The organism is uncultured Amphritea sp. (assembly GCF_937127095.1).
Taxonomy (GTDB): Bacteria; Pseudomonadota; Gammaproteobacteria; order Pseudomonadales; family Balneatricaceae; genus Amphritea.
The window spans coordinates 22,417-46,618 of the sequence record NZ_CAKZLP010000065.1 but is presented as its reverse complement, the minus strand read 5'-3'; the positions used below and the strand labels follow the sequence as shown (position 1 = coordinate 46,618).

Annotated in this window: 13 protein-coding genes; 10 read left to right on the top strand and 3 right to left on the bottom strand. The window is 44.3% G+C overall.

Annotated elements, in window-relative coordinates; translation table 11 throughout:
• Positions 1–17: 17 nt before the first annotated feature.
• From Q0499_RS16350 to Q0499_RS16305, 10 genes are all read left to right on the top strand, one after another.
• Positions 18–338 (top strand): hypothetical protein, encoded by a 321-nt coding sequence (locus Q0499_RS16350; RefSeq protein ID WP_299201308.1) that lies wholly within the window; start codon positions 18–20, stop codon positions 336–338.
• A gap of 84 nt (positions 339–422) precedes the next feature.
• A complete protein-coding gene (locus tag Q0499_RS16345) occupies positions 423–593 on the top strand; it encodes a hypothetical protein (RefSeq protein WP_299201305.1) in 171 nt (56 codons plus the stop codon).
• A gap of 511 nt (positions 594–1,104) precedes the next feature.
• A protein-coding gene (locus Q0499_RS16340) for an IS3 family transposase (RefSeq protein WP_299201302.1) occupies positions 1,105–2,170 on the top strand; the annotation gives its coding sequence in 2 pieces (ribosomal slippage) (positions 1,105–2,136 and positions 2,138–2,170; 1,065 coding nt in all).
• A 401-nt stretch (positions 2,171–2,571) separates the two neighbouring features.
• Positions 2,572–3,588 (top strand): FkbM family methyltransferase, encoded by a 1,017-nt coding sequence (locus tag Q0499_RS16335; RefSeq protein WP_299201299.1) that lies wholly within the window; start codon positions 2,572–2,574, stop codon positions 3,586–3,588.
• Between the two features lie 7 nt (positions 3,589–3,595).
• Positions 3,596–6,442, top strand: coding sequence for a glycosyltransferase (locus Q0499_RS16330; protein WP_299201317.1), 2,847 nt, complete (start codon positions 3,596–3,598; stop codon positions 6,440–6,442).
• A gap of 90 nt (positions 6,443–6,532) precedes the next feature.
• Positions 6,533–7,804, top strand: coding sequence for a glycosyltransferase family 2 protein (locus tag Q0499_RS16325; RefSeq protein ID WP_299201296.1), 1,272 nt, complete (start codon positions 6,533–6,535; stop codon positions 7,802–7,804).
• Positions 7,805–7,861: 57 nt separating this feature from the next.
• Complete coding sequence (locus Q0499_RS16320; RefSeq protein WP_299201293.1) at positions 7,862–9,991, top strand: glycosyltransferase family 2 protein; 2,130 nt, start codon at positions 7,862–7,864, stop codon at positions 9,989–9,991.
• 94 nt (positions 9,992–10,085) lie between these two features.
• Complete coding sequence (locus Q0499_RS16315; RefSeq protein WP_299201290.1) at positions 10,086–10,997, top strand: glycosyltransferase family 1 protein; 912 nt, start codon at positions 10,086–10,088, stop codon at positions 10,995–10,997.
• Positions 10,994–12,988 (top strand): capsular polysaccharide biosynthesis protein, encoded by a 1,995-nt coding sequence (locus Q0499_RS16310; RefSeq protein ID WP_299201287.1) that lies wholly within the window; start codon positions 10,994–10,996, stop codon positions 12,986–12,988. Before Q0499_RS16315 ends, Q0499_RS16310 begins: the two co-directional genes overlap by 4 nt.
• Positions 12,989–13,122: 134 nt before the next feature.
• Positions 13,123–13,923, top strand: a complete 801-nt coding sequence (locus Q0499_RS16305; RefSeq protein ID WP_299201284.1) for an SDR family NAD(P)-dependent oxidoreductase — start codon at positions 13,123–13,125, stop codon at positions 13,921–13,923.
• 45 nt (positions 13,924–13,968) lie between these two features.
• On the opposite strand, the gene Q0499_RS16300 is transcribed toward Q0499_RS16305, so the two are convergent.
• The 3 genes from Q0499_RS16300 to Q0499_RS16290 are packed head-to-tail and all read right to left on the bottom strand — an operon-like array spanning position 13,969 to position 24,174.
• Positions 13,969–15,270 (bottom strand): capsular biosynthesis protein, encoded by a 1,302-nt coding sequence (locus Q0499_RS16300; RefSeq protein WP_299201281.1) that lies wholly within the window; start codon positions 15,268–15,270, stop codon positions 13,969–13,971.
• Positions 15,271–15,286: 16 nt separating this feature from the next.
• Positions 15,287–16,609, bottom strand: a complete 1,323-nt coding sequence (locus tag Q0499_RS16295) for an aminotransferase class I/II-fold pyridoxal phosphate-dependent enzyme (protein WP_299201278.1) — start codon at positions 16,607–16,609, stop codon at positions 15,287–15,289.
• Positions 16,606–24,174 (bottom strand): type I polyketide synthase, encoded by a 7,569-nt coding sequence (locus tag Q0499_RS16290; protein ID WP_299201275.1) that lies wholly within the window; start codon positions 24,172–24,174, stop codon positions 16,606–16,608. Before Q0499_RS16290 ends, Q0499_RS16295 begins: the two co-directional genes overlap by 4 nt.
• Positions 24,175–24,202: the final 28 nt, after the last annotated feature.

The window sequence follows — 24,202 nt, the reverse complement described above, 5'->3', positions numbered from 1 at the left end:
AAAGCTGATGAGAATCGGTGATCAAAGTCATGAGAATACGCAGATTGAATATTTGTTTAGCAACTCAAAGACCAAGAGATATTACTGAAGGTGTTCTCAGTCAAATGGGGACATTGTTAGTCCATCGCTTAACAAATGACAGAGATAGAGAGGTAGTAGAAAGAGCATGCGGAGAGATAGATCGCTCAGCAGCATCTTTTCTCCCAAACTTGAAGCAAGGTGAAGTAGCATTAGTTGGCGTTGACTTTCCAATTCCAATGACCGTTCAGATTGATAAACCAGCCAATCCACCAAAATCTGATGGACCTAGTTTTCAAAAAATTTGGACTTCACCTTAATTGGACGTTTATTACCTAAATTTATCCATATAATCATCACTATTAAGTAGTGCTAATTTTAAAATTGATAAAGCTTCTAGTTTAATGGTAAAAGCTTTAAAATTTAGTGGAGAGCAAGCTTTACCAAGTGGAGAGAAGTCTTTAGGAACAGAATTAGATTTTCAAAAGGTTCAAAATTTATTATTTGGAGAAATAATTGGGAGAAAATTAAGGGGTCTAGTTTTAAAAATGAAATTTTATCTTTCGTTAAACTAATTAAGTTAGACTCTCCTTTGTTTTTATTGATCCTATATGTCATAAATGCTGTATTATTTAGCGCTATAAAGTACTTTCAACCATATGCTGAAAAGTACTTTAGTGAGATTGGTATATATAGTAATTTAGTGCTGTCTGTATTGGTCGTCGTTATACTATATCTCAATGGTAAACAGATATTTAGTAAAAGCTTTGATAAATTTATGGGTGATTTTAGCTAACCAATATATCTTTGTCATTGGCAGTGTGGTCTTTTAGCTTCGTATTTACTTTTTAATGAGCCCACGAAAGGTTTATCAATAAATGGTTTTTTGGCGTTTTTATTGGCATTATTGTTTGCATTTCTTTTGTCCTATATATTAAACTTTTTATTAGATAGCAATATTTCAAAATTGAGAGATAGTATTAAGAAGAGGGGCTAAAGTTGAGTTTTATTATATGGTAATCCCCCCGAAAAATAACGGTGCTCAAAAGTAGAATTTTCTCGTAATCTATACGCAGGAGGTTCTGCATGAAAATGTCACGTTATACCGATAGCCAAATCATGGCGATTCTTAAGCAAGCTGAAGCGGGAACGCCTGTACCCGAGCTTTGCCGTGAGCATGGCATGAGCTCAGCCTCATTTTATAAATTGCGCGCGAAGTACGGCGGTATGGATGCGTCCCTGATGACCCGATTGAAAGAGCTTGAAGATGAAAATCGACGGCTGAAGAAAATGTATGCTGAAGAGCGTCTCAAGGCTGAAATTGTTCAGGAGGCTTTACAAAAAAAAGTGGTAAAGCCGTCTCAGCGCAAGGTGATGGCGCAACAGGTTATTGCGGCAAAGGGAGTCAGTATCAGGCTGGCATGCTTAGCGCTCGGCATCTGCGAAACGTGTTATCGCTATCAGCCTAAGTTAGCCTCTGAGAATAGTGAAATCGCAGACTGGCTCATTCAGTTGACTGAGAAAGATACCGACTGGGGGTTTGGTATGTGCTTTGACTATCTTCGCAACGTTAAAGGCTTTCATTGGAACCATAATCGGATTTACCGTATCTACTGTGAGCTGTCGTTGAATCTGAGGATACGGCCTCGCAGACGGCTTAAAAGACACAAACCTGAGCCGTTAAAGCAGCCACTGCGAGCCAATCAGGTATGGTCAATCGACTTTATGCGCGACCAGTTGTCTGGCGGTAGGAAATACCGTTTATTTAATGTGATAGATGATTTCAGGCGTGAAGGCTTAGCGATTGACGCAGGCTTTTCACTACCCTCGATACGCGTCATACGGTCGCTTAACCAGTTGATTGAATGGCGTGGTAAGCCGTTGGTCATCCGCTGCGATAATGGCCCAGAGTTTATCAGTCATGAATTTACCGATTGGGCACGAAAGAACGGAATACGCATTGAATACATTCAACCAGGCAATCCTCAACAGAATGCCTATATTGAGCGGCACAATCGCACGATAAGGTATAGCTGGGTGAGCAAGCACCTATTCGAAACGCTGGATGAAGTACAAGACTATGCAACAAGCTGGTTATGGTTTTACAATCATGAACGACACACATAAAGCCAACGGTGGTAAACCACCTTGATGGTCGCTTAACTTCTACTTTTAGCACCTGCTAAAAAGGGGAGGATTACCCCTCATGTACAAAGCAGACATAATAAATTTAAAAGGAGACCCGATGCGGAGAATACAGTCCGAATTGACGGAATGTGAACGCTTAGGGTAAAAAGACTGAGAGCCCGATGCGGGAAAGATCAGGTGTTCACGTTCAACCAGAAACACCGTTTAGCTTCGCCAGAATACGCAAAAACTGTGTTAATATGTGAGTAAGCCTGATTTAATTATGTGGTTCAATAGGCTGGGGTGATTGGTTGTACCATGATTAATTGGATTTTAGGCCTTTTTACTATCGCTTAACGGGACAGCAGTGGAATATTATCATTAATAAGTCTGGTTTTTAAGTCAGTAGAGTTGTTTGGTGGCTATGTGATACAAAATATCTTTTCAGTTTTAACAGAAAAAGGTTGCTATAAAGTCATTTTGCCTTTCTGGGAAGTTGACTACATTCAAGGCATGCTTGCTAAGGAAGGCAAACCATATGAGCTTCCCATGCTTAAAGCCATGAGTAAAGAACTCTTGGAAGGTGATCTCGTTTTGGATGTTGGTGCAAATATTGGTAATCACACTTTATATCTATCTGCAGTTTGTGGCTGTCGGATCATCGCGTTCGAACCTAATCCAGATCTCTGTATACCTTTACGACAAAGTATTGAACTGAATAACCTTCTAGATAAAGTACATCTTCATGAGGTAGGGGTTGGCTCTGCCCCAGGAAAGGCATGCTTTTCAGCTCTCAACCCTGAGAATCTTGGTGGCCAGTCGTTATCTATAATCTTGCCAGAACAAGGTAGTATTGATGTTATAACCTTGGATTCTTTAGCTATCATCGATACAGTTCGTGCAATAAAAATTGATGTCGAAGGTATGGAACTGGATGTTTTAAAAGGCGGGCTTGAATTAATACGTAGGGATAAACCGCTGTTGTATATTGAGGCGCAAACAGAAGGTGACTTTTTGGGTCTTCACGATCTGTTGGTGAGCTCAGGTTATGTTTATTGGAACACATTTAATGCTACGCCCACCCATTTTTTTATTCATATAAATGAGTTAACAGAAGAAAGAATAGTTCAGCACTGCTTTGATAATGGAAAAAATACTTATAACCAGGCTAGTGCCTTGAATATACTCAAAGAAAAGTTGAAAGATGCTAACGATAAATATCGTCATGCGCATGAACAGATTGATATTTTGAAGGATAAACTTGCTGCAGCAAATGATAAGTATCGTTCGGTAACATCTGACTATCAAGTAATGAAGGATAAGCTTTGTTCTGAAATTGAACAGTTAAAACTTGTTGTTGAGGATGTTGAACCGAAAACTATCGGAGTTGAATCTTTCCTTTTAGGGCTCGATTTTTCTATAGCTGAGTACTCAGAGGGCTAATTTGAGCGTGCATGAACCATCTTCTTTAAATTTATTATTTTCGGTATTTTCTTCTGATTATTACCTTAAATCTAATCCAGATGTATTTAATGAGGATATTGACCCTTGGCTGCACTATAAAAACTACGGTATTTACGAAGGTCGTTTACCATGCTTATTTTCTGCTTATGTGTTAGATGAAGTTTTATGGAAACTTCCTATTGCCGATGTTACCTGCATTATCGAAGACCTTAAAAAAATAGAAAAAGATACAACTATCAATGCCGCACTTGCAGCATGGGTGTTAGCGCGTTGGTATGCCTCCTTTGGTGAATGGCAGCACGTGTGCGATATCTTGCCGCATTTTTTTTCTGAGCCATGTGCGCAGTTGATATTAAATCATCAAGGGCCTTGGTTGTTGCTGTTTACCGCATATTATCAATTAGGTGATCTACAACGATCAGAAGATTTGTTGGTGAGTTCTGAGTGGTCAGATAGTCCGGATAAACAATTAGCATCCGCTATGTTACAGCGCGGTAGTACTAAAATAGAGGTTTTTAACGAGATTTGGTTTGGTGCGAAGGTGCAAGCCATTGCTGTGGACACGCTGAGACAAGATGTTTTATCGCTGGATACTATGATTCCTATGCCTTGTGTTGAACCTTCTTTTGCAGCGAACACACTAGCGAGACTTCAGCAGCTGAAAAAAGTAACCGTTATCATCCCTTGCTTTAATGCAGTTGACACTATTGGCACTGCACTTTTTTGTTTATTGACACAAACATGGCAAAATATTGAGATTTTAGTGGTGGATGATCGTTCAACGGATGGTTCTGTTGAAGTGATAGAAGAGTGGATTAAGCGGGATAAGCGTATTCGCTTGTTACGCCATACAGTTAATCAAGGTGCTTATGCTGCACGAAATACCGCACTCAAATTTGCGACAGGTCATTTCATTACCGTACACGATAGTGATGACTGGTCTCATCCTGATAAGCTCAAGTGCCAGGTTAACGCGCTGCAAAAAAATTCTAAACTGCAGGCCAGTGTATCCCATTGGGTGCGTTGCGATAACCAGCTTAATTTTCAGCGTTGGCGCATGGAAGAGGGGTGGATTCATAGAAATGTCTCTTCATTGATGTTTCGTGCCAGCGTGGTAAAAAAAATCGGGTTTTGGGATCGGGTTTCTGTGAATGCTGATACTGAATATTATTATCGTATTCAGCGCGTTTTTGGTGAACAGTCGATCGGGGAGGTTCTACCCGGTGTGCCGCTTGCGTTTGGTAGGGTGGACGCATCTTCTTTAACACAGCAATCTGCTACCCATCTGCGCACACAGTTTTCAGGTGTGCGCAGAGATTATCAAGAAGCTGCTATGAAATGGCAGCAGTCGACATCGCCTGATCAGTTATACCTTTCCGCATCACCGACTAAACGGCCATTTCCTGTTCCGTCACTTATTTGCCGGGGTGACGAGGAGCAAAAGGCTCATAATGATCAACTCTTGCTGCAGGACAACCCTTTATTTGATTCAGCGTGGTATTTAGAAAAGTATCCTGATGTGCAGGGAGATGCGTCTGAGGCCCTTCGGCATTACTGCCTACATGGGGCTGAGGAAGGGCGTGATCCAAGTGCTTTGTTTAGCACGAGTGGTTATCGTTATGCGCATGGATTATCTATTTCTCAGAATCCTTTGGTTTTCTGGCAGGAGCACGGTGCGGATATATCAACGGCTATCCCTCATTTGACTGGACGTCTTGACTGGGTTGATGATGCGCCTTGCTTATTGGCGTGTGGACATACCGTGAGCAAGCAGTGGTTTGGTGCAGAGCGAAGCTTCTTGGATGTCTTAACCATATTATCAGACAGTAACATTAATATTGTCGTCGCTTTACCTTCTGCGTCTTCGCCTGCTTATATAGAAGCGGTGCGTGCAGTTGTTCACAAGCTTGTGATTTTACCTTATCACTGGTGGCATCTTCAGAAAGAGCCTGATCTCGCAGTGATTGAGTCATTCAAAAATATTATTAAGTGCTACGATGTAGCGCAGGTTTATGTAAATACTCTGGTTTTATCTGAACCTTTACTCGCAGCCGATACTCTGTCGGTGGAGCGGGTGATACATGTGCGCGAATTACCCCCAGCAGATAAGGCGTTATGTGGGGTGTTAGGAGGGTCTCCAGACGAAATCAGACAGCATTTACTGATGAGTGCGGATAAGTTTATAGCGAACTCAAATGCAGTCGCCTCTTATATCAACGACAATCGCAGTTATGTGTTACCGAATATGATTCACTGTGCTGAGTATGATATTAACCCTATGCCGTCGGCTGAGCGATTATCGGTTGGCATGTTGAGTAGCAATCTGCCTAAAAAGGGTTTGTTGGATTTCGTGGCTTTGTCGCAGTGGTGCGAAGCGCATCAGGTGCTCGCAGATTTCAGATTGTATGGCCCTGATAATGAACATATCACGCAACTTCGGGAGGATGGTCAATTTCAAGGTAACTTGTCCTATCTTGGATATGTCGACGAGGCCAGAAATGCTTTGTCTGAATTAGATATTGTTGTTAATTTATCGCATTTTCAAGAGTCTTTCGGGCGCAGCGTGCTGGAGGCGATGGCGTCTCAAAGGTGTGTGGTTGCTTACCGTTGGGGCGCGCTTTCAGAGTTGATTACACCTGGTTGTGGTTTTTTAGTGCCTTTTGGTGAGGTAGAATCTGTAGGTCAATATATCCACTGTTTAGCTGAAAATCGTAGCTTACTTCACGAAACAGCTAAAAGAGGGGCTTTAATGGTGTCGGATGCATATGGAGAAGACGCCTTTAGAGCCAAAGTTTTTTCTAATGAATCGCCTTTTTCATCGTTGTTGAGTTAATAAACTTCAGACGATATTAGCTTTTCTTATGTACTCAACCCCACTCATTCGCTGGATTACAGTGTATTATCGAATATACGGAACGTACGCTTGAATATTGCTATTGCTGCTATCGTTAAAAATGAAGCATCTTATCTGCTCGAATGGATCGCTTATCATTGCGTAATTGGTGTGTCTCATTTTTTGATCGCAAACAATGATAGCTCCGATGAGACTCCTGAATTACTGCGAAAACTTGCTGATAGTGGTTTAGTGACCACAATCGATTTTCCAACTAAAGGTGACGTCAAACCCCAGCTTCCTGCGTATCAAAAATTGCTAAAAAAATGCCCTGAATCGATCGATTTGATTGCTTTTATTGATGCGGATGAATATATAACGGTTACTGATGGCTCTTTGACTATTCATTCTGTTCTTGACCGCTTGTTCGAAAACTCGGAGGTCTCTGCTCTGGCCATGAATTGGGCCTGTTTTGGCTCAGCTGGACAGCTGTTTCGAGAAGAGGGGATGGTGATCGAACGATTTACCCGACAGTCGTCTCCTAAGTTTACCGCTAACCGAAATTATAAATCGATAGCGCGTCGCGAATCGATTATTAATTTCATGAATCCCCATCATATCAATACCAGTGGAGGGTCTTATATCAATACGTTGGGAGAACCTCTGGATATACTGGATGGAAAGCATGGGGTTACACAGCATCTGGTCTGGGATCATTTACGTGTGAATCACTATGTGACTAAATCATTAGAAGAGTTTGTCGTGGGTAAATCACGGAATGGTAGTGCTGCGACTCAAGGGCGGAAGAAGCATAAACAGTATTTCGAAAGTCATGATCGAAATGAAGAGTCATGGCGGTATTCAGACGGTTTATTAAACGCTGTACATGAGCTCCATTGTGCTTTCAAATCTATGCTATATCCTGAAGTTGTACCTCGCTCTGCAAATGTTTACTTCAGTATGGCTTCCGACCTCCGTTGGGGTGGATCTGCTAGTAGTAGGCAGATAAAGGATTTGGGTGTTTATAAATGGCATTTAGATTCTCCTTCCAATGAAGGTGTTATTGAACAAACACAACTTGGATGGAAGCTTGTCGGGTGGTTATTAACTGAAAATGCTGAGGATGCCGCTTACATTATTGTACAGGTCGGTAAAGGGTGTGAGTGGCGGGTTCCCTTAATGATAAAACGACCTGATGTTGTCAGGGAGATGTGTGAAGGGCCAATGTTGACCCGTCACGAACTCTGTGGTTTTGCATTCGATCTTCCAGGCTGTTTCAAGACTGCTAAATTGTATGCTGAAATTTCAGGTCGAAGGGCTTTATTAAAAGAAGTAACCATTCAGTGCTCTCAGTCTTGTTAGTTTTATTTTTAATTTTTAAATGATATTTAATTTATGAGTAGTTGGTGTTTATAGATAATGGTATTTAATCTGTTTGAAAAGGAAGGGGCTGGCTATGATGCAAGCGCGTCTACATGGTTTGTAAATTCTGTGCCAGCAACTGTTTCACTAAAAACTGTGAACAATGCAGGTTATCCATCGGGCTGGGTTTCAATACGCTCGAAGCTTGAACGAAAAGGGAGTGACTTTTCGGCTAAGTTGATTGTCAAAACTTCAAGCTCTGGTTCTGTTTTTTTATTCGACCTTCCTGTTAGCTTAAACGGTAATTTATTTGAAGTTATTTGTCTGCCTGATGATATTGTCAGTATTGAGTTTCAGCCGATGAACTCATTGGGGTCTTTTAAAGCAAAGCCATTTGAGATTATTAAGATAGGTTTTTTAGAGCGCTTGTATAGACAGTATTTTCGAGTATTAACTACCTATTATCATCAACCATCGGATAAGGTTTATAAGTCAGGTTTACGTTGGCATACCCCTATATTTAGTTTGCAGAAAGCTTATGCCATATCAAGTAGCTTTCGATCATATAGCCCTGTCTTAGCTTATTCTAACTGGATTGAGCGATTCGATAAAGTAGACTCCAGAGATAAGAAAAAAATCAGGAAAGTCATTAGAAAGTGGACGGATACTACGACGTTACATGTTGTAATCATAGATTGTTCAGGTAATAGTCAAGGCCTGAAGCGCTCTTTAGATACGCAGCTATATGCGAGCTTTAAAGTATGGGCTCTTACTGAGTGGCTCTCTGAAAGAACGAATTTTTCAGAGCAGGGTTGGGTAGTATTTATTGAAGATTATGTACAGCTTAGGTGTCATGCTTTATTTTGGCTTAATTCTGAAATAAGACGAAATTCAAAGCTTGCGCTTATTTACTCTGACCATGATCGACTTGATGAGTCTGGCGATCGTATTGACCCTGTATTTAAACCAGAGTGGTCGCCTGAACTCCTTTTCGCTACGAATTATATTGGCGGACTCATTGCTGTAAATCTTAATGCTCTCTTACCATATGAATTTACTGAAAACTTAAATTTATATGAGTTGGCGATAAATGTTACAAAAATAACTAAGCCTTATGCTGACTCTGTCTATGAAGTTAAGAGGATTCCTGCAGTTTTGTTTCACGATGCGTGGATGGGTAGTTATCAACCTGAACCGTCTTTTTTTGTGAAAGATATGCTCGAAAAAAACGGAGTTTCAGTAGGTTTTTATAATAATTTACGATTCAATAAGATTATATATAAGCCGTTGGGTAATCCCTTAGTTAGTATTATTATACCTACAAGAGATATGCTGCATCATCTGGAGCGTTGTGTTTTCAGTGTGTTGACACAGACGTTATATTCAAACTTTGAAATTTTGATTGTTGATAATCAAAGCAATATGGACGAAACACTGCAATTTTTTGAAAAAATTGTTGAGGATGAAAGGGTAAAAGTCATACCTTATGATTATTCTTTTAATTATTCAGCCATAAATAATTTTGCAGCGAGTAAGGCTCAAGGTGATTTTTTATGCTTGTTAAACAATGATACCGAAGTGATTACTCCTGAGTGGCTTGATATCATGCTGGGACAGTTACAACAGCCAAATGTTGGTGCCGTTGGAGCAAAGCTTCTTTTCGCTAATGGGACAGTCCAGCACGCAGGAGATGCTGTTGGACCAGGGGGCTGTGCTGATCACTTTCATATTGGTCTTGATGGCGATGCGCCTGGTTATCAATCCAGAGCGATTATGGCTCAAGATCTATCAGCGGTCACGGCTGCTTGCCTTCTCACATCAAAAGAGATTTTTAATCAACTTAACGGACTGGATGAAGAAAATCTTGCTGTTGCATTTAACGATGTCGATTACTGTTTACGAATAAGAGAGCATGGTAAGCGTATTGTCTTTACTCCCTATGCAAAATTATACCATCATGAATCCGCCACTAGAGGAAAGGATGATAGTCCGGATAAGGTTGCCAGGTCTAAGATGGAGGCGGACTACATGAGGACCCGTTGGAAGCAGGTTCTTAGAGATGATCCGTTCTATAATCCTAATTTGAATTATTCGCGCCCAGACTTTACGTTAAGTAACTCTCCATTAGTTGATAAACCATGGAATGAGAGAGTTAGTTTCTGGCGGAAAATGTTTTTTTTAGATTGATGACGTTTTACGGGAGCTTTGGTTTAAGTCCTTGGCGTTACTATGTGTAGATAGGTTTCTTCTCGTTACCTGGGTTTCAAAGAGTAGGTTTCTTATGGCTGATCAATTTTGGATAATCCAAGCTGGTAAAAATCCGTCAACCGATTTTTTTATTAAGCCTGAGCTGCAGAATACAGAAGTATCTCAGTATCATTGTTTCGAGCCACCTCCTTCATTACCACCCAAAGCAGGTCTTTCTATAATTTTTGTTCGCTATCTCAGTAAGGCATGGCTGCGCTGGGTTGAACGATATCGGAACCTGATAGATCAGCTGATCTACTTTATGGATGATGATCTGTTCGATATGGCTACTCATCGCGGCTTATCAACGGTTTATCGTTGGAAGCTTTATTATAATGCTTGTCGTTATAAGTCCTGGTTGCAAGCTCAGGGTGCACAGTTATGGCTTTCGACCCCCTGGCTAGTCGATAAGTACCAAAGCTGGCAGCCTAAATTATTGGAGGCTAAATCTCCCTACATCGATTCACGAGAGTTAAAAACTATTTTTTATCATGGTTCTTCATCACATATGGATGAGATTAACTGGTTATTACCTGTGGTAAGGAATGTGCTTAATCAGGATAGCTCTCTGGTATTTGAAATGATGGGAAATCATAAAGTACGCAAAATATTTTCCGATATTCCCCGGGTAAATATTTTGCATCCAATGGGCTGGGAGTCATATCAAGCATTGGTTAGCAGGCCTGGACGAAGTATTGGCTTAGCTCCACTTCTTAATACTGGCTTCAATCAGGCTCGCTCTTATACTAAGTATTACGATATCACTCAGGCCGGTGCTGTCGGTGTTTACGCTGATCATAATGTTTATCGTCAAGTCATTCGTCATAAGCAAAATGGCTTTCTGGTACCAATGGAGCCACAACTTTGGGTGAATGCCATCCTTGAGTTGAGTAATGATGTGACAGAGTGTGAGCGTATGTTAAAAAATTCACGAAACTGTTTATGATTGGTTATTTCTCATTAGGGATTGGCCGTATCCCATATTTGGATGTTTATTTAGAGCAGCCAATAACCGCTCTGGGAGTTGTAAATCGTTCCTCGGGAGTGTCTGCTATTGCTGGCTGGGGGCTTAAGAAGACTTCTGACAAAGCGCGTCGTTTTGCGATTAAGCATGACTTACCCTATTTATCTTTGGAAGATGGCTTCCTTCGCTCACTGGGGTTAGGTGTCGATGGCTCTCTTCAACATAGCTTGATTGTTGATACTTCTGGTATTTATTACGATGCTACCAGTGCGTCTGATCTCGAAATGCTGATTAGTTCTGCTACGTTCACTCATCAGGAGCTGCTTCGAGCAGAGTCTGGAATTGAACTAATACGTCATTATCGTCTATCAAAATATAATCATGCACCTGACCGTCCAGTACTTGGGTTATCAACAGATAAACTGAAAGTACTTGTTGTTGACCAGACAGTGGGAGATGCATCTATTGAGTATGGCTTAGCCAATATCAATAGTTTCAGGCAAATGCTTAAAACGGCATGTGCAGACAATCCTGAGGCTGAGGTCATTGTAAAGATTCATCCTGATGTCATAGCGGGTAAAAAGCAAGGTCATCTGATGTCGCTTGCCTCTGAGTATGGTTGCACTGTTATTACAGAGGATGTATCACCCTGGGCTTTGTTAGACCTGGTCGATAAAGTTTATGTGGTAACGAGTCAGCTGGGTTTTGAAGGGTTGCTGGCGGGTAAAGAGGTTATATGTTTTGGTGTTCCTTTTTATGCTGGCTGGGGTTTAACAACGGATCATAAAAGCGTTTCCCGTCGCCAGGTTCATCGTTCGCTTAATCAACTATTTGCCGCCGCGTATTTACGCTATTGTCGTTATATAAACCCGTACACCGGTAAACGTTGCGAGTTTGAAGAAACGGTTGCTTTACTTGCCGATCAGAAACGGCAGCGAGATCGTTTCTCCGGCCAATGGTTGGGAATTGGATTTGGTTATTGGAAGAAGGGCTTTGTTCCTTCTTTCCTCGGAAGCAAGGCCCGGATAAAGTTTTATAAATCATCCCCCTCCAGCATGACCCGCACTTGTGAGCGCTTGCTAGTATGGGCATCTGATAAAGCGTCTATAGGCTCTCTTATTGCTAATCAGAATTTTCTTTCTGTGAGTTATATGGAAGATGGTTTTGTCCGCTCGGTGGGGTTAGGAGCGGATGCGGTAGACCCTTTGTCGTTGGTGATCGATGCTAAGGGAATTTATTATGATGCAACGGCACCTTCGGAACTGGAGTCTTTACTGCAAAATAGTCACTTCTCTGAGCACCAGTTAATACGGGCAGAACAGTTGCGGCAGAAACTGGTGTTGCTCAGACTCAGTAAGTATAACACTGGAGAGGAGCAACCATTAACGTTGCCTAAAGATCGTCGAATCATTCTGATTCCAGGTCAGGTTGAAACCGATGCTTCAATTCGTCTAGGCGCGGTAGATATTACAACAAATGCTCAACTGTTATCCGAAGTCCGGCTGAGTAACCCTGATGCCTATATTATCTATAAACCTCATCCGGATGTTCTGGTTGGAGCCCGGTTGGCAGAAACTGATAGTGAGCAGATGGCAGATAGTTACGACCTTCGAGTGACTGATATTGCCATGCCAGAGTTATTAGAATGCGTAGATGAGGTTCATACACTGACGTCTCTAACCGGTTTTGAAGCTTTGCTGAGAGGCGTAAAGGTTTACACTTATGGAATCCCTTTCTATGCCGGTTGGGGACTGACGGAAGATCGTCATTATTGTCCTCGACGGACTCGTAAACTTACGCTGGATCAATTGGTTGCAGCAACTCTGATTATGTACCCAATATATGTTGATCCCGGTTCGGGGCATCAGGTCAACGTAGAAACGGCAGTGGATCTTATTAATCAGCAGCGCCATAAGCCCCCGAAAACAACACTGAATTCATGGGTATGGAAGCGTGTACGTAAACCGGAATAACGATAAAGGTTTAAACGGAGCTAGTTCATCAGATGATACAACATTAAGACTCCTGCTCTTATTAAGCATGATATTCTTCGTAAAGCATCGGTTCTTTAACCTTGTGAAGCGGTTATCTCAAAGGAATACTTATTGTGGTTAGTCCTAAAGCATCCAGCGTTACAAAACAAACAGTTATATTGATAACCGGTGCTACAGGAGCGATTGGCGGTGCTCTGGCAAAGCGTTATGCAGCACCTGGTGTGACATTATGCCTGCAGGGCAGAGATGAAGCTGCGCTTGAACAGATTAGCTCGCAATGCATTTCACTGGGTGCTGATGTAAGGTCATATGCCATTGACATGTTAAATATACCCGCGCTAATGGACTGGTTAAAACAGCTTGATGAGCACTCACCGGTTGACCTCTTCATTGCTAATGCCGGGATAAATATCAATATTGGTGCCGATTGCTCTGGGGAGAGTGAAGTAGAGATGGTTCAGTTACTGGACCTGAATATAAAGGCTACCCTGGTTATGTCCAGTTATCTGGCAAAGTTAATGCGTCAGCGAGGCCGGGGCAAAATTGCTCTGATCAGTTCATTAGCCGGATTTTATGGTTTACCTATTATGCCGAGCTACTGTGCCAGCAAAGCGGCAGTCAAAGCTTATGGAGAAGCATTGAGAGGAGGGTTGTCGGGTACAGGTGTGGGTGTGACGGTGGTCATGCCGGGTAATATTGAGTCGGCGATGTGTGATGCAATGCCTGGTCCTAAACCTTTTCTGATGACGCCCGAGCATGCTGCACGAATTATCCAGCAAGGGATTGACCGGAATGCGGCCAGGGTTAGCTTTCCGTTTCCGCTAAACATGGGAAGTTGGTGTTTGGCCGTGTTGCCCGCCTTTATATCGCAGAGAATTTTACACGTACTGGGTTATAACCGGACAGCAGACTAATATTTTTTATCTGCTTTTCCTGAGTATATTTGCGAAAGGCCTGTTCTAAATGTGGAGCTGCTCGCCTTTGCTCATACTTACTGTTTTTCTTATTCTTGGGGGGGTAGGTAAAAATGCCCCGGGCTGATTCACACTATTAGTGATCAATCTGTCACACATCTCATGGACTGCCAGTTCACGTCCTTTAGCTGAAATAAAACTACCATGAATCTGAATGGTTGCCGCTATCAAACGAACGAAAGCGTCAACCAGCTCTGCAATTGGGGGCTCTGGTTGCTGGAAAAAGGCAGTGAGAGGCTGCTGACTGGTGAGTCCAGGGATGTCATACATTGCATCGCCCAGCGTTACAATTGGTTTTATCTTCTGTAGGCCATGCACTCCGACTGTACTATTAATGGTAATAATACCAGTACAAAAATTCATTATTTTGTTCAGGTTGCCGCCATCTATAACCAGTATCCTGCCCTCAAGGTTGTGTCTGGCAGTCAGTTCGCTAATAATTTTTTCCCATGGTTCAATGCCGTTGTCCATTGGGTGGATTTTGAATAAAAGGGAGGTGTCCTGCTGACCGCTCAGTTTAAGTGATTGAATCGCCAGCTCTATTGCTTCTGATTGATGGTCAAAGGGGGAATTTTCCCTGAGTTGATAATCATTCTGCATTTGCAGTGGAAAAAGGAAAAAACGTTGCTTCTCTGCTTTCAAACGGGAGGTTATGGCTTCAGCCTTTTTCTGGTTTTTTTTATCCCGTAGTAATCTGGGGATGTAGTTAAGGTATTCGTAAATCGGGTTGTACACCTTATCTGATTGATAATGTCTGAAAAAAGCAATGTCGAAGTAGTTTGCCAGGCTAAATACAACCTCGTTCCAGGCTTCCAGCCAGAACGGGTGTCCCAGATTTTTATGGGTAACCGGCAGGGGTAGGTTTTGACCTTTGCGAAGGATGTCTTGCGGGTCATTAGGAAAATGGGAGAGTCGCGACATCCCACCATGTTCCAGAGTAATCCAAAAGGGCCGTAGGTAGCCGTTTTCGTAAGTGATTGCATTGATGCCCAGCTCAGCTGCAATCTTGATTGCTGCCTTATGATAGGGGGTTCGGTCGGCATAATAGACTACGTCGGTGACGCCGTTTTTCTGAATATAGTCTTTCAGATACGCTGGCCAGTCGGATAGTTTTCCGCGATAGTTATCGGCACTGCCTCCTTGCCAGAATAACCAGTCTCCAAGCGATAAGTGGATTTTAAAACACTTTACCTGACGACTTTTTAATTCTTTAAAGAGTAATGAACTGAATCGTGAAGGCGGACCCTGTAACAACAGGAATACTTTTTCGCAGTTTCTCAATGTCATACCCTATATCTGAAAATCAGAGTAGCTGTTTCAACAGTCTGATTGTTTGATCTACCTGATGCCGGGTATGATCGCAACAGAGGAAAAATCTCAGTCGGGCGCTATTTTCAGGTACCCCGGGATACACGATTGACTGGACGTTGACTCCCTGCTGAAACAGACTTTCTGCGATGCGGGTTGTCTTGACTGAGCTGCCTATTATGATCGGCACAATCGCAATACCTCTGCAGTCTCCTGTATTCAGGCCTGCGAGAGTTGCCTGCTCTAAAAAGTAAGCAGAAATGTCATGAAGCCGGGTTATCCGCTCAGGCTCCTTTGCCATGATCTGCAGGGAGGATATTGCTGCAGCGGCAGTAGGGGCGGGTATGCCTGCGCTGTATAAAAAACCGGGAGAGAGATAACGCAGGTTATCAATCAGAGCGGTTTCTCCGGCTATATATCCGCCGCAGCCCGACAGTGTTTTACTCAGGGTTCCCATCCATATGTCGACGTCAGTTCCTGAAATTCCAAAGGTCTCTCTCAGCCCTTTTCCTGAACGTCCAAGCACGCCGAATGAGTGGGCTTCATCAACCATGAGAAAACAATGATATTGCTGTTTGAGTTCGATGAGGCGGGGGAGATCTGGATAGTCCCCGTCCATGCCGTATAACCCTTCTACGATGACCACAACTCGTTCAAACTGATGGCGGTGCTGTTCTAAAAGCTGCTCCAGCGCCTTCATATCATTATGGCTGAACGAAAGTCGTTTGGCGCCGGAAAGTTGTGCGCCGACAACGGAGCTGTTATGGATATATTCATCGTGAATGACGAGGTCTTTGCTGCCAAACAGATAGCCGATAGTGGAGACATTTGTTGCATGGCCACTGACATAAACGACCGCGTCGTCAACGCCATAACACTCGGCAATAGTTTGTTCCAACTCTCTGTGGATAGGTCGTTCTCCCGCCATTATCCTGCTGGCTGAAACAGATGTTCCATACATTTGTATGGCTTCTATGGCGGCCTTATTAACGTCAGGGTGTCCTGATAGTCCGAGGTAGTTGTAACTCGCGAAATTAATTAACTCCCGGCCATTGATGCTTGTAGTCGCACCGGCTAAGGCATCATGCACTCTGAAAAAAGGACTTTCCAGTTCAAGCCGGGCCGCCCCCTGATCAATGATCTGCATCTGCCGATAACCGGGGTGCTGATCAAAACGATAAAACTTTTCAGGGATATCAGATTGGGTCAGGGCCTTTAAAGGCTTGTTCTCTTCTTTGCCCACCTGGTCGTACTTTCGGCGCAGTGATTGCTGAATCAACTTTTGCTTCAGGTCATTGGTCAGTTTTTTAGCGCTCATTTATGGTGTATCCGATGATTAGTAGAGCCCTGATTGATGGCAGTAAGAATCTCAGCTGAGAACTCTGCATCGGCTACTTCACCATGCTGAGAGACCAGTCTTTGTAATTCACCGCTATCTTCAGATAGCTCAGCATTGGTTCCTTCCTGCTTGACCAAGTCAATAATCTTATTTGTTAATTGAGATAGCATGGGGGTCTCAGTCAGTGCCATAACAGGAACCTGAATACCCATTCTGGACTCAAGAGCCGTCATAAGTTCAACACCCATCAGGGAGTCCATGCCCATATCATAGATCGATTTATTCGGATCTATTTTGGCTGCAGGAATCATCAGTATCTCACTTAATTCATTAGTAAGAATTTCAAGGATTGCAGCATTAAACTCTGATTCGGTCATATCCCGCATCATTGCTTTAAGATCAAGGGTGTTCACATCGCTTTGTTCACTATCACCGGCTCTCAGACTAATCTCGCGGAATTTATTCTGCGAGGCTGTGGGTAGAAACTTACTCAGCGTATGCCAGTCCAGCTCCATCACTCCCAGATTGGGAATATTGTGAATAATCATCTGCTCAAGGACATTCAGCGCTGATTCGGAGCTCAAGGCATTTCCGCCAAGACGGCTTTGCAGCGCCTCTTTGATCTCTTCATTACGTGTAAGGAAACCTACATCTTCAATCGCTCCCCAGCGTACACATGTAGCGGGGAGGTTAAGACTGCGCCTGGTTGCCGTCAGTGCTTCCAGCCAGCTATTGGCCGCAACGTATGCCGCTTGACCCGGATTGCCCAGAAGTGTTGTAACGGAGGAGTAGACTACGAAGAGATCAAGTTTAATCGCCCTGGTGAGCTCGTCCAGATACTCGGCACCGCAGAGTTTTGCTGCCAGACTGCTTCTTATCTGTTCTTCATTCAGGTTGCGGATCAGACTGTCATTGATCACTGTCGCTGCATGAATAACGCCTTTCAGTTCGGGAAGCTCATTGCCACAAAGAGCGATGATTCGGGCTAATGCACTTCGATCAGTGACATCACAGGCTTCGGCCCGAACAGCGATGCCATCGGTTTGGCATTGCAACAGAAACTCGACTGCTTCTTCCGATGATGCACCTCTGCGACTAACCAATAACAGATGCTTCGCGCCTTTTTCAATTAGCCATTTAGCGGTTCGTAAACCGAAGCCGCCAAGACCGCCTGTTACCATATAAGTTGCATTTGCTGACAGTTGTAAGCTTGTTATCTCTGCTTGCTCTTCTGTCTTTATATCGGGTCTTAAGCCCTGTTCATAGGTGACAACAATTTTGCCTATCTGCTTAGCCTGTTGCATGTAACGGAACGCATCGATAACCTGGTGAGCGTTGAACTGGGTATAGGGTAGCGGAAACAGGGTGCCGTCCCGGAATAGATCCATTAATTCTTTGAAGAGTCGTGCGGACAGTTCTGGCATCTCCAGTTGTAATTGGTCTGCATCAATACCAAAGTAACTGATATTGTTACGGAAAGGACGCAGGCCGATATGGGTATTTTCATAGAAATCCCGTTTGCCCAGCTCAAGGAATCGGCCAAAGGGTTTTAACACCCGGAAATTCTGGTTGATCGCTTCCCCTGACAGGGAGTTGAGGACCACATCGATGCCTTTTCCGTCGCCGATATCTCTGAGGATCTCCTCGCCGAAGGTCAGCGTTCGTGAGTTGTAAATCCGCTCAGAAGGGATTCCCAGCAACTCAAGAAACTCCCGTTTGTCATCGGAGCCTACCGTGGCATAAATATCAGCGTTGAGCCACTGAGCAATCTGTATCGCAGCAATACCAACGCCGCCGGCTGCACCATGAATAAGCACTTTTTCGCCGGGTTGCAGTCTGGCTAGATAGTGCAGGGCATAATAGACCGTCAGGAATGTGGTCGGAATAGTCGCAGCGCCTTCAAAACTGAGCCCTTCAGGCATTTGGGCAATCGCAGTACTTTTGGCGATCAGTCGGTTACTGAAACAGGATGAACCTGAACCGACGACATTGTCGCCAGTAGAAAAGTCGGTTACGTTCTTTCCTGTTCTGAGTACGCGTCCGGAAAACTCCAGACCCAGCGTTGCGCCAGCATAGCCATTTTCAATAGCTTCATCGGAGAGCAGTCCCAGAGCATACATGACATCCCGGAAGTTAAGGCCTGTAGCCATTACTTCAACTTCGATATCGTCGTCGGTTAAAACCGGCTGCGGCTGTGTCTGCCATTTCAGATTGCGAAGCTGCCCAGGCAGTTCGAATCCCAGTGTGATTAACTGGTCTTCAGTTTGAAGTTCAACGGTGCCGGGTTTAGTTTCGGTTCTCAATCGCGGCGCAAATCTTGACCCATCGGGCGAGATAACCAGTTCCTGTTCATCAGAGGGGTGCTGCAACTCATCGATGAGTGCGTCAACTGAGGACTCACTAACTACTGTAGGAAGATCAATCAGACGTACAGTCGTGTTCAGCGACTCATTCATCAGCGTTCGGGTAAAGCCCCAAAGTGCAGCATCCGCAGGTGTTTGCTGAGCCGTTTCCCACTCGATTGGATGGTCGCAGGGAAGAGTTGCGCCAACGCCTTCGGTTAACACCCAAAGCTGAGCTTTGGAGTTTGTTTGCTCCATTGCCATAGATATATCTGTAGCTAACGTACAGCGCTCTGTCTGACTAATGAGGGGGGCTTCGTCTGAGTCAGTTTGGCTTAGCAGAATGACATCAGTTATGTCTGTTCCGCTCTGTTGCAGTTCAATAAATTTTTCAATCAGCGCTGATCGCGAGGCTGATTGTATAACTGTTTGCGGAGTCTTTGTCGCAGCCAGCTTATCCAGTAAGAAACGCTCTGGTTCGTTCTGATTGCTAACGATGAGCCAGTGAGATGCAATTTCTTCAGGCTGTTCCTGTTTGCTCGCTTCTGCACTGCCGCAGATCAGGAAGAAACCAGTTTCGGGTAACTGATTTGAAATAATATCAATGCTACTGAGGTTGTCGGTTTTCAGTGTTGCCGCCCACTGTTCAGCTGTCGCTTGATTTGACAGCTTTTCGGCTAACCAGTCAGGGGTGTCACCAAAGCACAGGTCAAGCCAGTAAATTGGAGACATGCCGTAGAGAAGCAGGCAGGCACCTTCAGCCATTAATGGCTTTATGTGTTGAAGTAAGCGCAGGTTGTCCTGAATACGGTAGCTGTCCAGGCTGATAACGATCAGTTGAAACGGTTGTCCCTCTGTAGCAACAGTTGAGGCGTCCGTATCTGCAAGATCAATACCCGCTGCTAGCGGGTATTGCTCGCGAAGATGATGAAAACTCTCCAGTGCTGTTGCGTTAGGCGTGGCGAAGCTATAGTCGCAGTCATTGAAATTGATCTGGCTGCAGATAATATGGCCAAAGTGTGTCTGACTCGATGCAACCTCTAATACTCGAAGGCGCTGCCCCGGCTGAAGAGCTCTTTGTTGCTGTTGCAGAAGCTCAGTTAAGCCTGATGCGATCAACGGATAGCATGTCTGAATTGACAGGTCCCTGAACAGGCGGGAATAGCTTTCTTCTGGTTTAATGCCCGTAACCTTTCCGTTACCCAGCATCTTCTGTGCCAGGCTCAGGCTGCTTCGTCCGGCAAGGTTTAATAAGCTGAAGAAGTCTGGGTATTCTCTTAGTAGGGTGTTCCAGATCAGGGAGCTGCTTACTCCTGAATCCTTAAGCTCATGATTTAGCTCATAAGTCTCACCTGCGATAGTTAACAGGTTAAGATCTTTAGCGTGTTTCAGAATCAGCGGTTGTAGTGATAACTGATCTGGGTCTCTGAGTTGTAACGCTTCCAGCTCAGCAATATTTAAGCTACCAAGCTCCTCTTGCACCGTTTGTAGATTTTCATACATGGCATGCAGAATCATGCTTTCCAGTAATGGGGCTACCTCATTGCTGAAACGGTTAAAAGAGTCAGACTGCTGCTGGCCAATGCTTAATAGTGCTTGCGTTAGTGCTGGCTGAAAACCGCTAGCTGGTTGCGATAAGGCTGGCGCCGGTGTCAGATGATAATTCAGATAGGCCATCTTCTGGTGCTTCGATTTATACAGACGAACTGACTTAAATCGAACGCCTTCCAGGATCGCAATACACGCGCCCAGATCATCAAAAAGCTCCAGACGGGTAAGGAGAGAGTGGGATGACTTCTTCAGCAGTTTCAAATGAGCCAGCGTTGGTTGCTTTTTTATCTCTCGATCAATGGTTATCCGATCAACTCTGATAGGTATAAATGCAGTACCGCTGGTCTGTTCTAACTCCTTGATGAGAAAGTGCACAACTAATTGAATGGCGCTGTCGAGTATGCCAGGGTGCAGCAAATACTCATTTGTTGTTTTTGCGATGCTGTCATCTGCTTTTAGCTGCGCCAGGACTTCACTGTCGTTGCTCCATCCAAAATCTACAGCGCTAAAAGCCGGGCCATACTGAAGGCCGGCCTGAAGAGCTAACTGCCGGTGAGTGTCCTCGTTGAAATCAGCATCTCTGCCAGGGATATAAGGCGCTGCTATCTTTAAAACGTTACCGGTACACTGATGGAGTCCCCGGGCTTTACAATTTAAGGCCCATTGTTCGGATACTATATGGTTGCGACTTAATATCGAAATATCACCCGAGACTTGATCAATTGACGTTTGTAACACCTTACTTTGTCCCTGCTCAAGAATAAGAGGCAAGAGTATTTCAAGGTCTTCAATTTGAACGGTTTGAGCTGGTTGGAAACGATCTGCAGCATTTAGTGCTAATTCGATAAAACCGGCACCCGGGAAAACGACACTATCGCCAACTTTATGATCTGCTAGCCAGGGGTGTAGCTCTGTATCAATCTGATGTTCCCATCGCAGAGGCTGAAGTGGTAATTCTGCTCCAAGCAAGGGATGTACAGCATGCCTTTGCAGCAAGCGGTGAGACTCAATAGTGATCGGGTGCCAGTGACGTTCATGCTGGAAAGCGTATAAAGGTAGCTCCAGTCTGTTTCCATCTATTGGGAACCAGCGATGCATATCGACAGCGCCAGCCATTACTGCAGCAGCGGCACTCGTTTCCAGTTCAGCGAGAGTGCCGTTGTTACGATTGAAAGTTGGAATAACCAATGCAGTTTTATTGTGCTGGCGGATCTGATCATTCAGATAACTGCGCAATACCGGATGGCCTCCGATCTCAATAAAGCAAGTGTGTCCCTGTTCTAGCAATGTATCCAGTGCCTGGCAGAAGAGTACAGGCTGACGAATGTTATGCCACCAGTATTCTGCTGTCAGCGTTTGTCCATCTAGCTCTGTGCCGGATACAGTAGAGATAAAAGGCAGGTTGGTGGCCGAAGGCTTAAGTCCGGATAGCGCATTTAAAAGCTCAGACTCAATTGGGTCCATCGCCTGACTATGAAATGCGTAGTCAAGTTTTAACCGGACATTGAATATGTTTTCTTTCTGCAAACGGGCTTCAAGTACTGTTAGTTGGTCGGGGTTGCCCGCCAGGGTGACGCCTTTAAAACTGTTGATCCCTGCGAGGTGAACTTCATTAAACACAGGTTCCTGTAATAGTGTTTCTACTTGCTCCTGGCTCAGGCTGGCGGCCGTCATTGCGCCGTTGCCCTTAGTGGTGCCCTGATACAAGCTGCGATAATAGATAACTTTTACAGCGTCGTTTAGCGTCAGGGCGCCCGATGCCCATGCCGCGGCGACCTCCCCGACACTGTGGCCCGTGACGCACACAGGGGTTACTCCCTGATGCTTTAAGTATTCTGTAATCCCTACCTGAATGGCAAACAGGACTGGCTGTGCGACCTCTGTATATTCAAACCTGTTTGTACCGTTTAGACCTTTGATCTCATCTACTAATGAGAAATCAGAGAATTGTCTGAATATTCCATCTACTTTATTGATTGTTTGGCAAAACACATCTGAGGTTTCAAGGAGCGCTTTACCCATGGTTTCCCACTGGCATCCGTTTCCAGAATAGATAAATACCGCTCCGGTTGCAGATTCTAAGCCTTTACCCGTTTTTATCTCTGTAGTTGTTCGCTGCTCATTAGGGGTGATAAAGCTGTTTAACTTGGATATCGCTTCTTCAGCATTCATCGCATAAAGCAGAGCGGCTTCTGAATGCCGTTCTTTGCAGTAATTGTAGTTCCATGCAACATCATAAAAAGAAATTTGTCGGTCAGCCTCCAGAAAGTCCGCTAAGCGTCTGGCATTATCTATTAATGCCTGATCACTTCGTCCACTAATAATCAAAGGGAGGCTTTGGTCTGAACGATGTTGCTGGTTTGAAGGCTGAGCTCTATCCGGAGCGCTTTGAAGAATGACGTGAGCATTTGCTCCGCCAAAACCAAATGAGTTGATGCCGATATTAAGAGGGTCTTCCTTCTCCAAAGTAAGCAGTTTGTCGACGACATGAATATTCCACTCATCAAATTTAATATTTGGATTTGGGTGTTTCATGCTGATGGTGGCTGGTATTTTGCGGTGCTTGATAATAAGCAAAGCTTTGACCAGACTCGCTACGCCGGATGCGGGTTCCAGGTGACCAAGATTACTTTTAACTGATCCTATAGGCAGAGGCGTCTTGCGTTTTTTTCCCAGTGCATTACCAATCGCCCGTGTCTCTATAGGGTCTCCAACAGGCGTGCCTGTACCATGTGCTTCGAGATAATCTAAATCATCTGGCGTTAGACCCGCTTTCAGATAGGTCTGTTCCATAAGCCTACCCTGGCTGTGGCAGGAGGGGATTGTGATGCCTGATTTGTAGCCGTCAGTGTTGACTGAAGAGGCGGCTACTATCGCGTGAATCTGATCGCCATCGGCAACGGCCTGATCATAATCCTTTAACAGGAAAATGCCGCCTCCTTCCGAGCGGACATAACCGTTAGCGGACTCATCGAAGACTTTACAACGCCCGTCGGGGGAGAGCATGGTGGCTTTTGAAAAAATAATAAAGCCAAACGGATGCAGATGAAGGCTGATACCGCCGGTCAGTGCAGAAGATACCTCACCATTCAGAATGGCCTGGCATGCCTGGTGAAAAGCGACCATTGAAGATGAGCAGGCCGTATCCATCGAGATGCTTGGACCATGCAGGTCAAAGCTATAGGATATTCTATTTGAGGCAATACTCGTCGTATTACCTGTTGCAGTCGATGCATTGATGCTGCAAAGGTCATCAGACATCCGGTTGCCATAATCCAGGCTGGAGATACCGATATAGACGCCGCAGTCTGTTTGCTTTAAGGAAGAGGCTGGAATACCCGCGTGCTCAATTGCTTCCCAGGTCATTTCCAGAAGATAGCGTTGCTGAGGATCCATAACGGCAGCTTCACGGGGAGATATGCCAAAGAAGCTGGCATCAAAACCTGAAATATCACCCAGAGATCCAGCTTTGAACGTATAGCTGCTACCGGGATGATCTCTATCTGGATGAAGGTGGTTCTCGAACGACCAGCGTGATTGTTCTACCTCTGTAATAAGATCCTTGCCGTCAAGCAGATCTTGCCAAAAGGCGTCAGGCGATGTCTGCGGTAGGCGGTATGAGTAACCAATTAGAGCAACACGTTTATCCATGCTTAATAACGAAGTCCAGTAGAGCGTA

Bases quoted from the DNA above. Each gene is read 5' to 3' on its own strand.
- Q0499_RS16300 (WP_299201281.1), bottom strand. From the start codon at position 15,270: ATGACATTGAGAAACTGCGAAAAAGTATTCCTGTTGTTACAGGGTCCG.
- Q0499_RS16320 (WP_299201293.1), top strand. From the start codon at position 7,862: ATGGTATTTAATCTGTTTGAAAAGGAAGGGGCTGGCTATGATGCAAGC.
- Q0499_RS16310 (WP_299201287.1), top strand. From the start codon at position 10,994: ATGATTGGTTATTTCTCATTAGGGATTGGCCGTATCCCATATTTGGAT.
- Q0499_RS16295 (WP_299201278.1), bottom strand. From the start codon at position 16,609: ATGAGCGCTAAAAAACTGACCAATGACCTGAAGCAAAAGTTGATTCAG.
- Q0499_RS16345 (WP_299201305.1), top strand. From the start codon at position 423: ATGGTAAAAGCTTTAAAATTTAGTGGAGAGCAAGCTTTACCAAGTGGA.
- Q0499_RS16315 (WP_299201290.1), top strand. From the start codon at position 10,086: ATGGCTGATCAATTTTGGATAATCCAAGCTGGTAAAAATCCGTCAACC.
- Q0499_RS16290 (WP_299201275.1), bottom strand. From the start codon at position 24,174: ATGGATAAACGTGTTGCTCTAATTGGTTACTCATACCGCCTACCGCAG.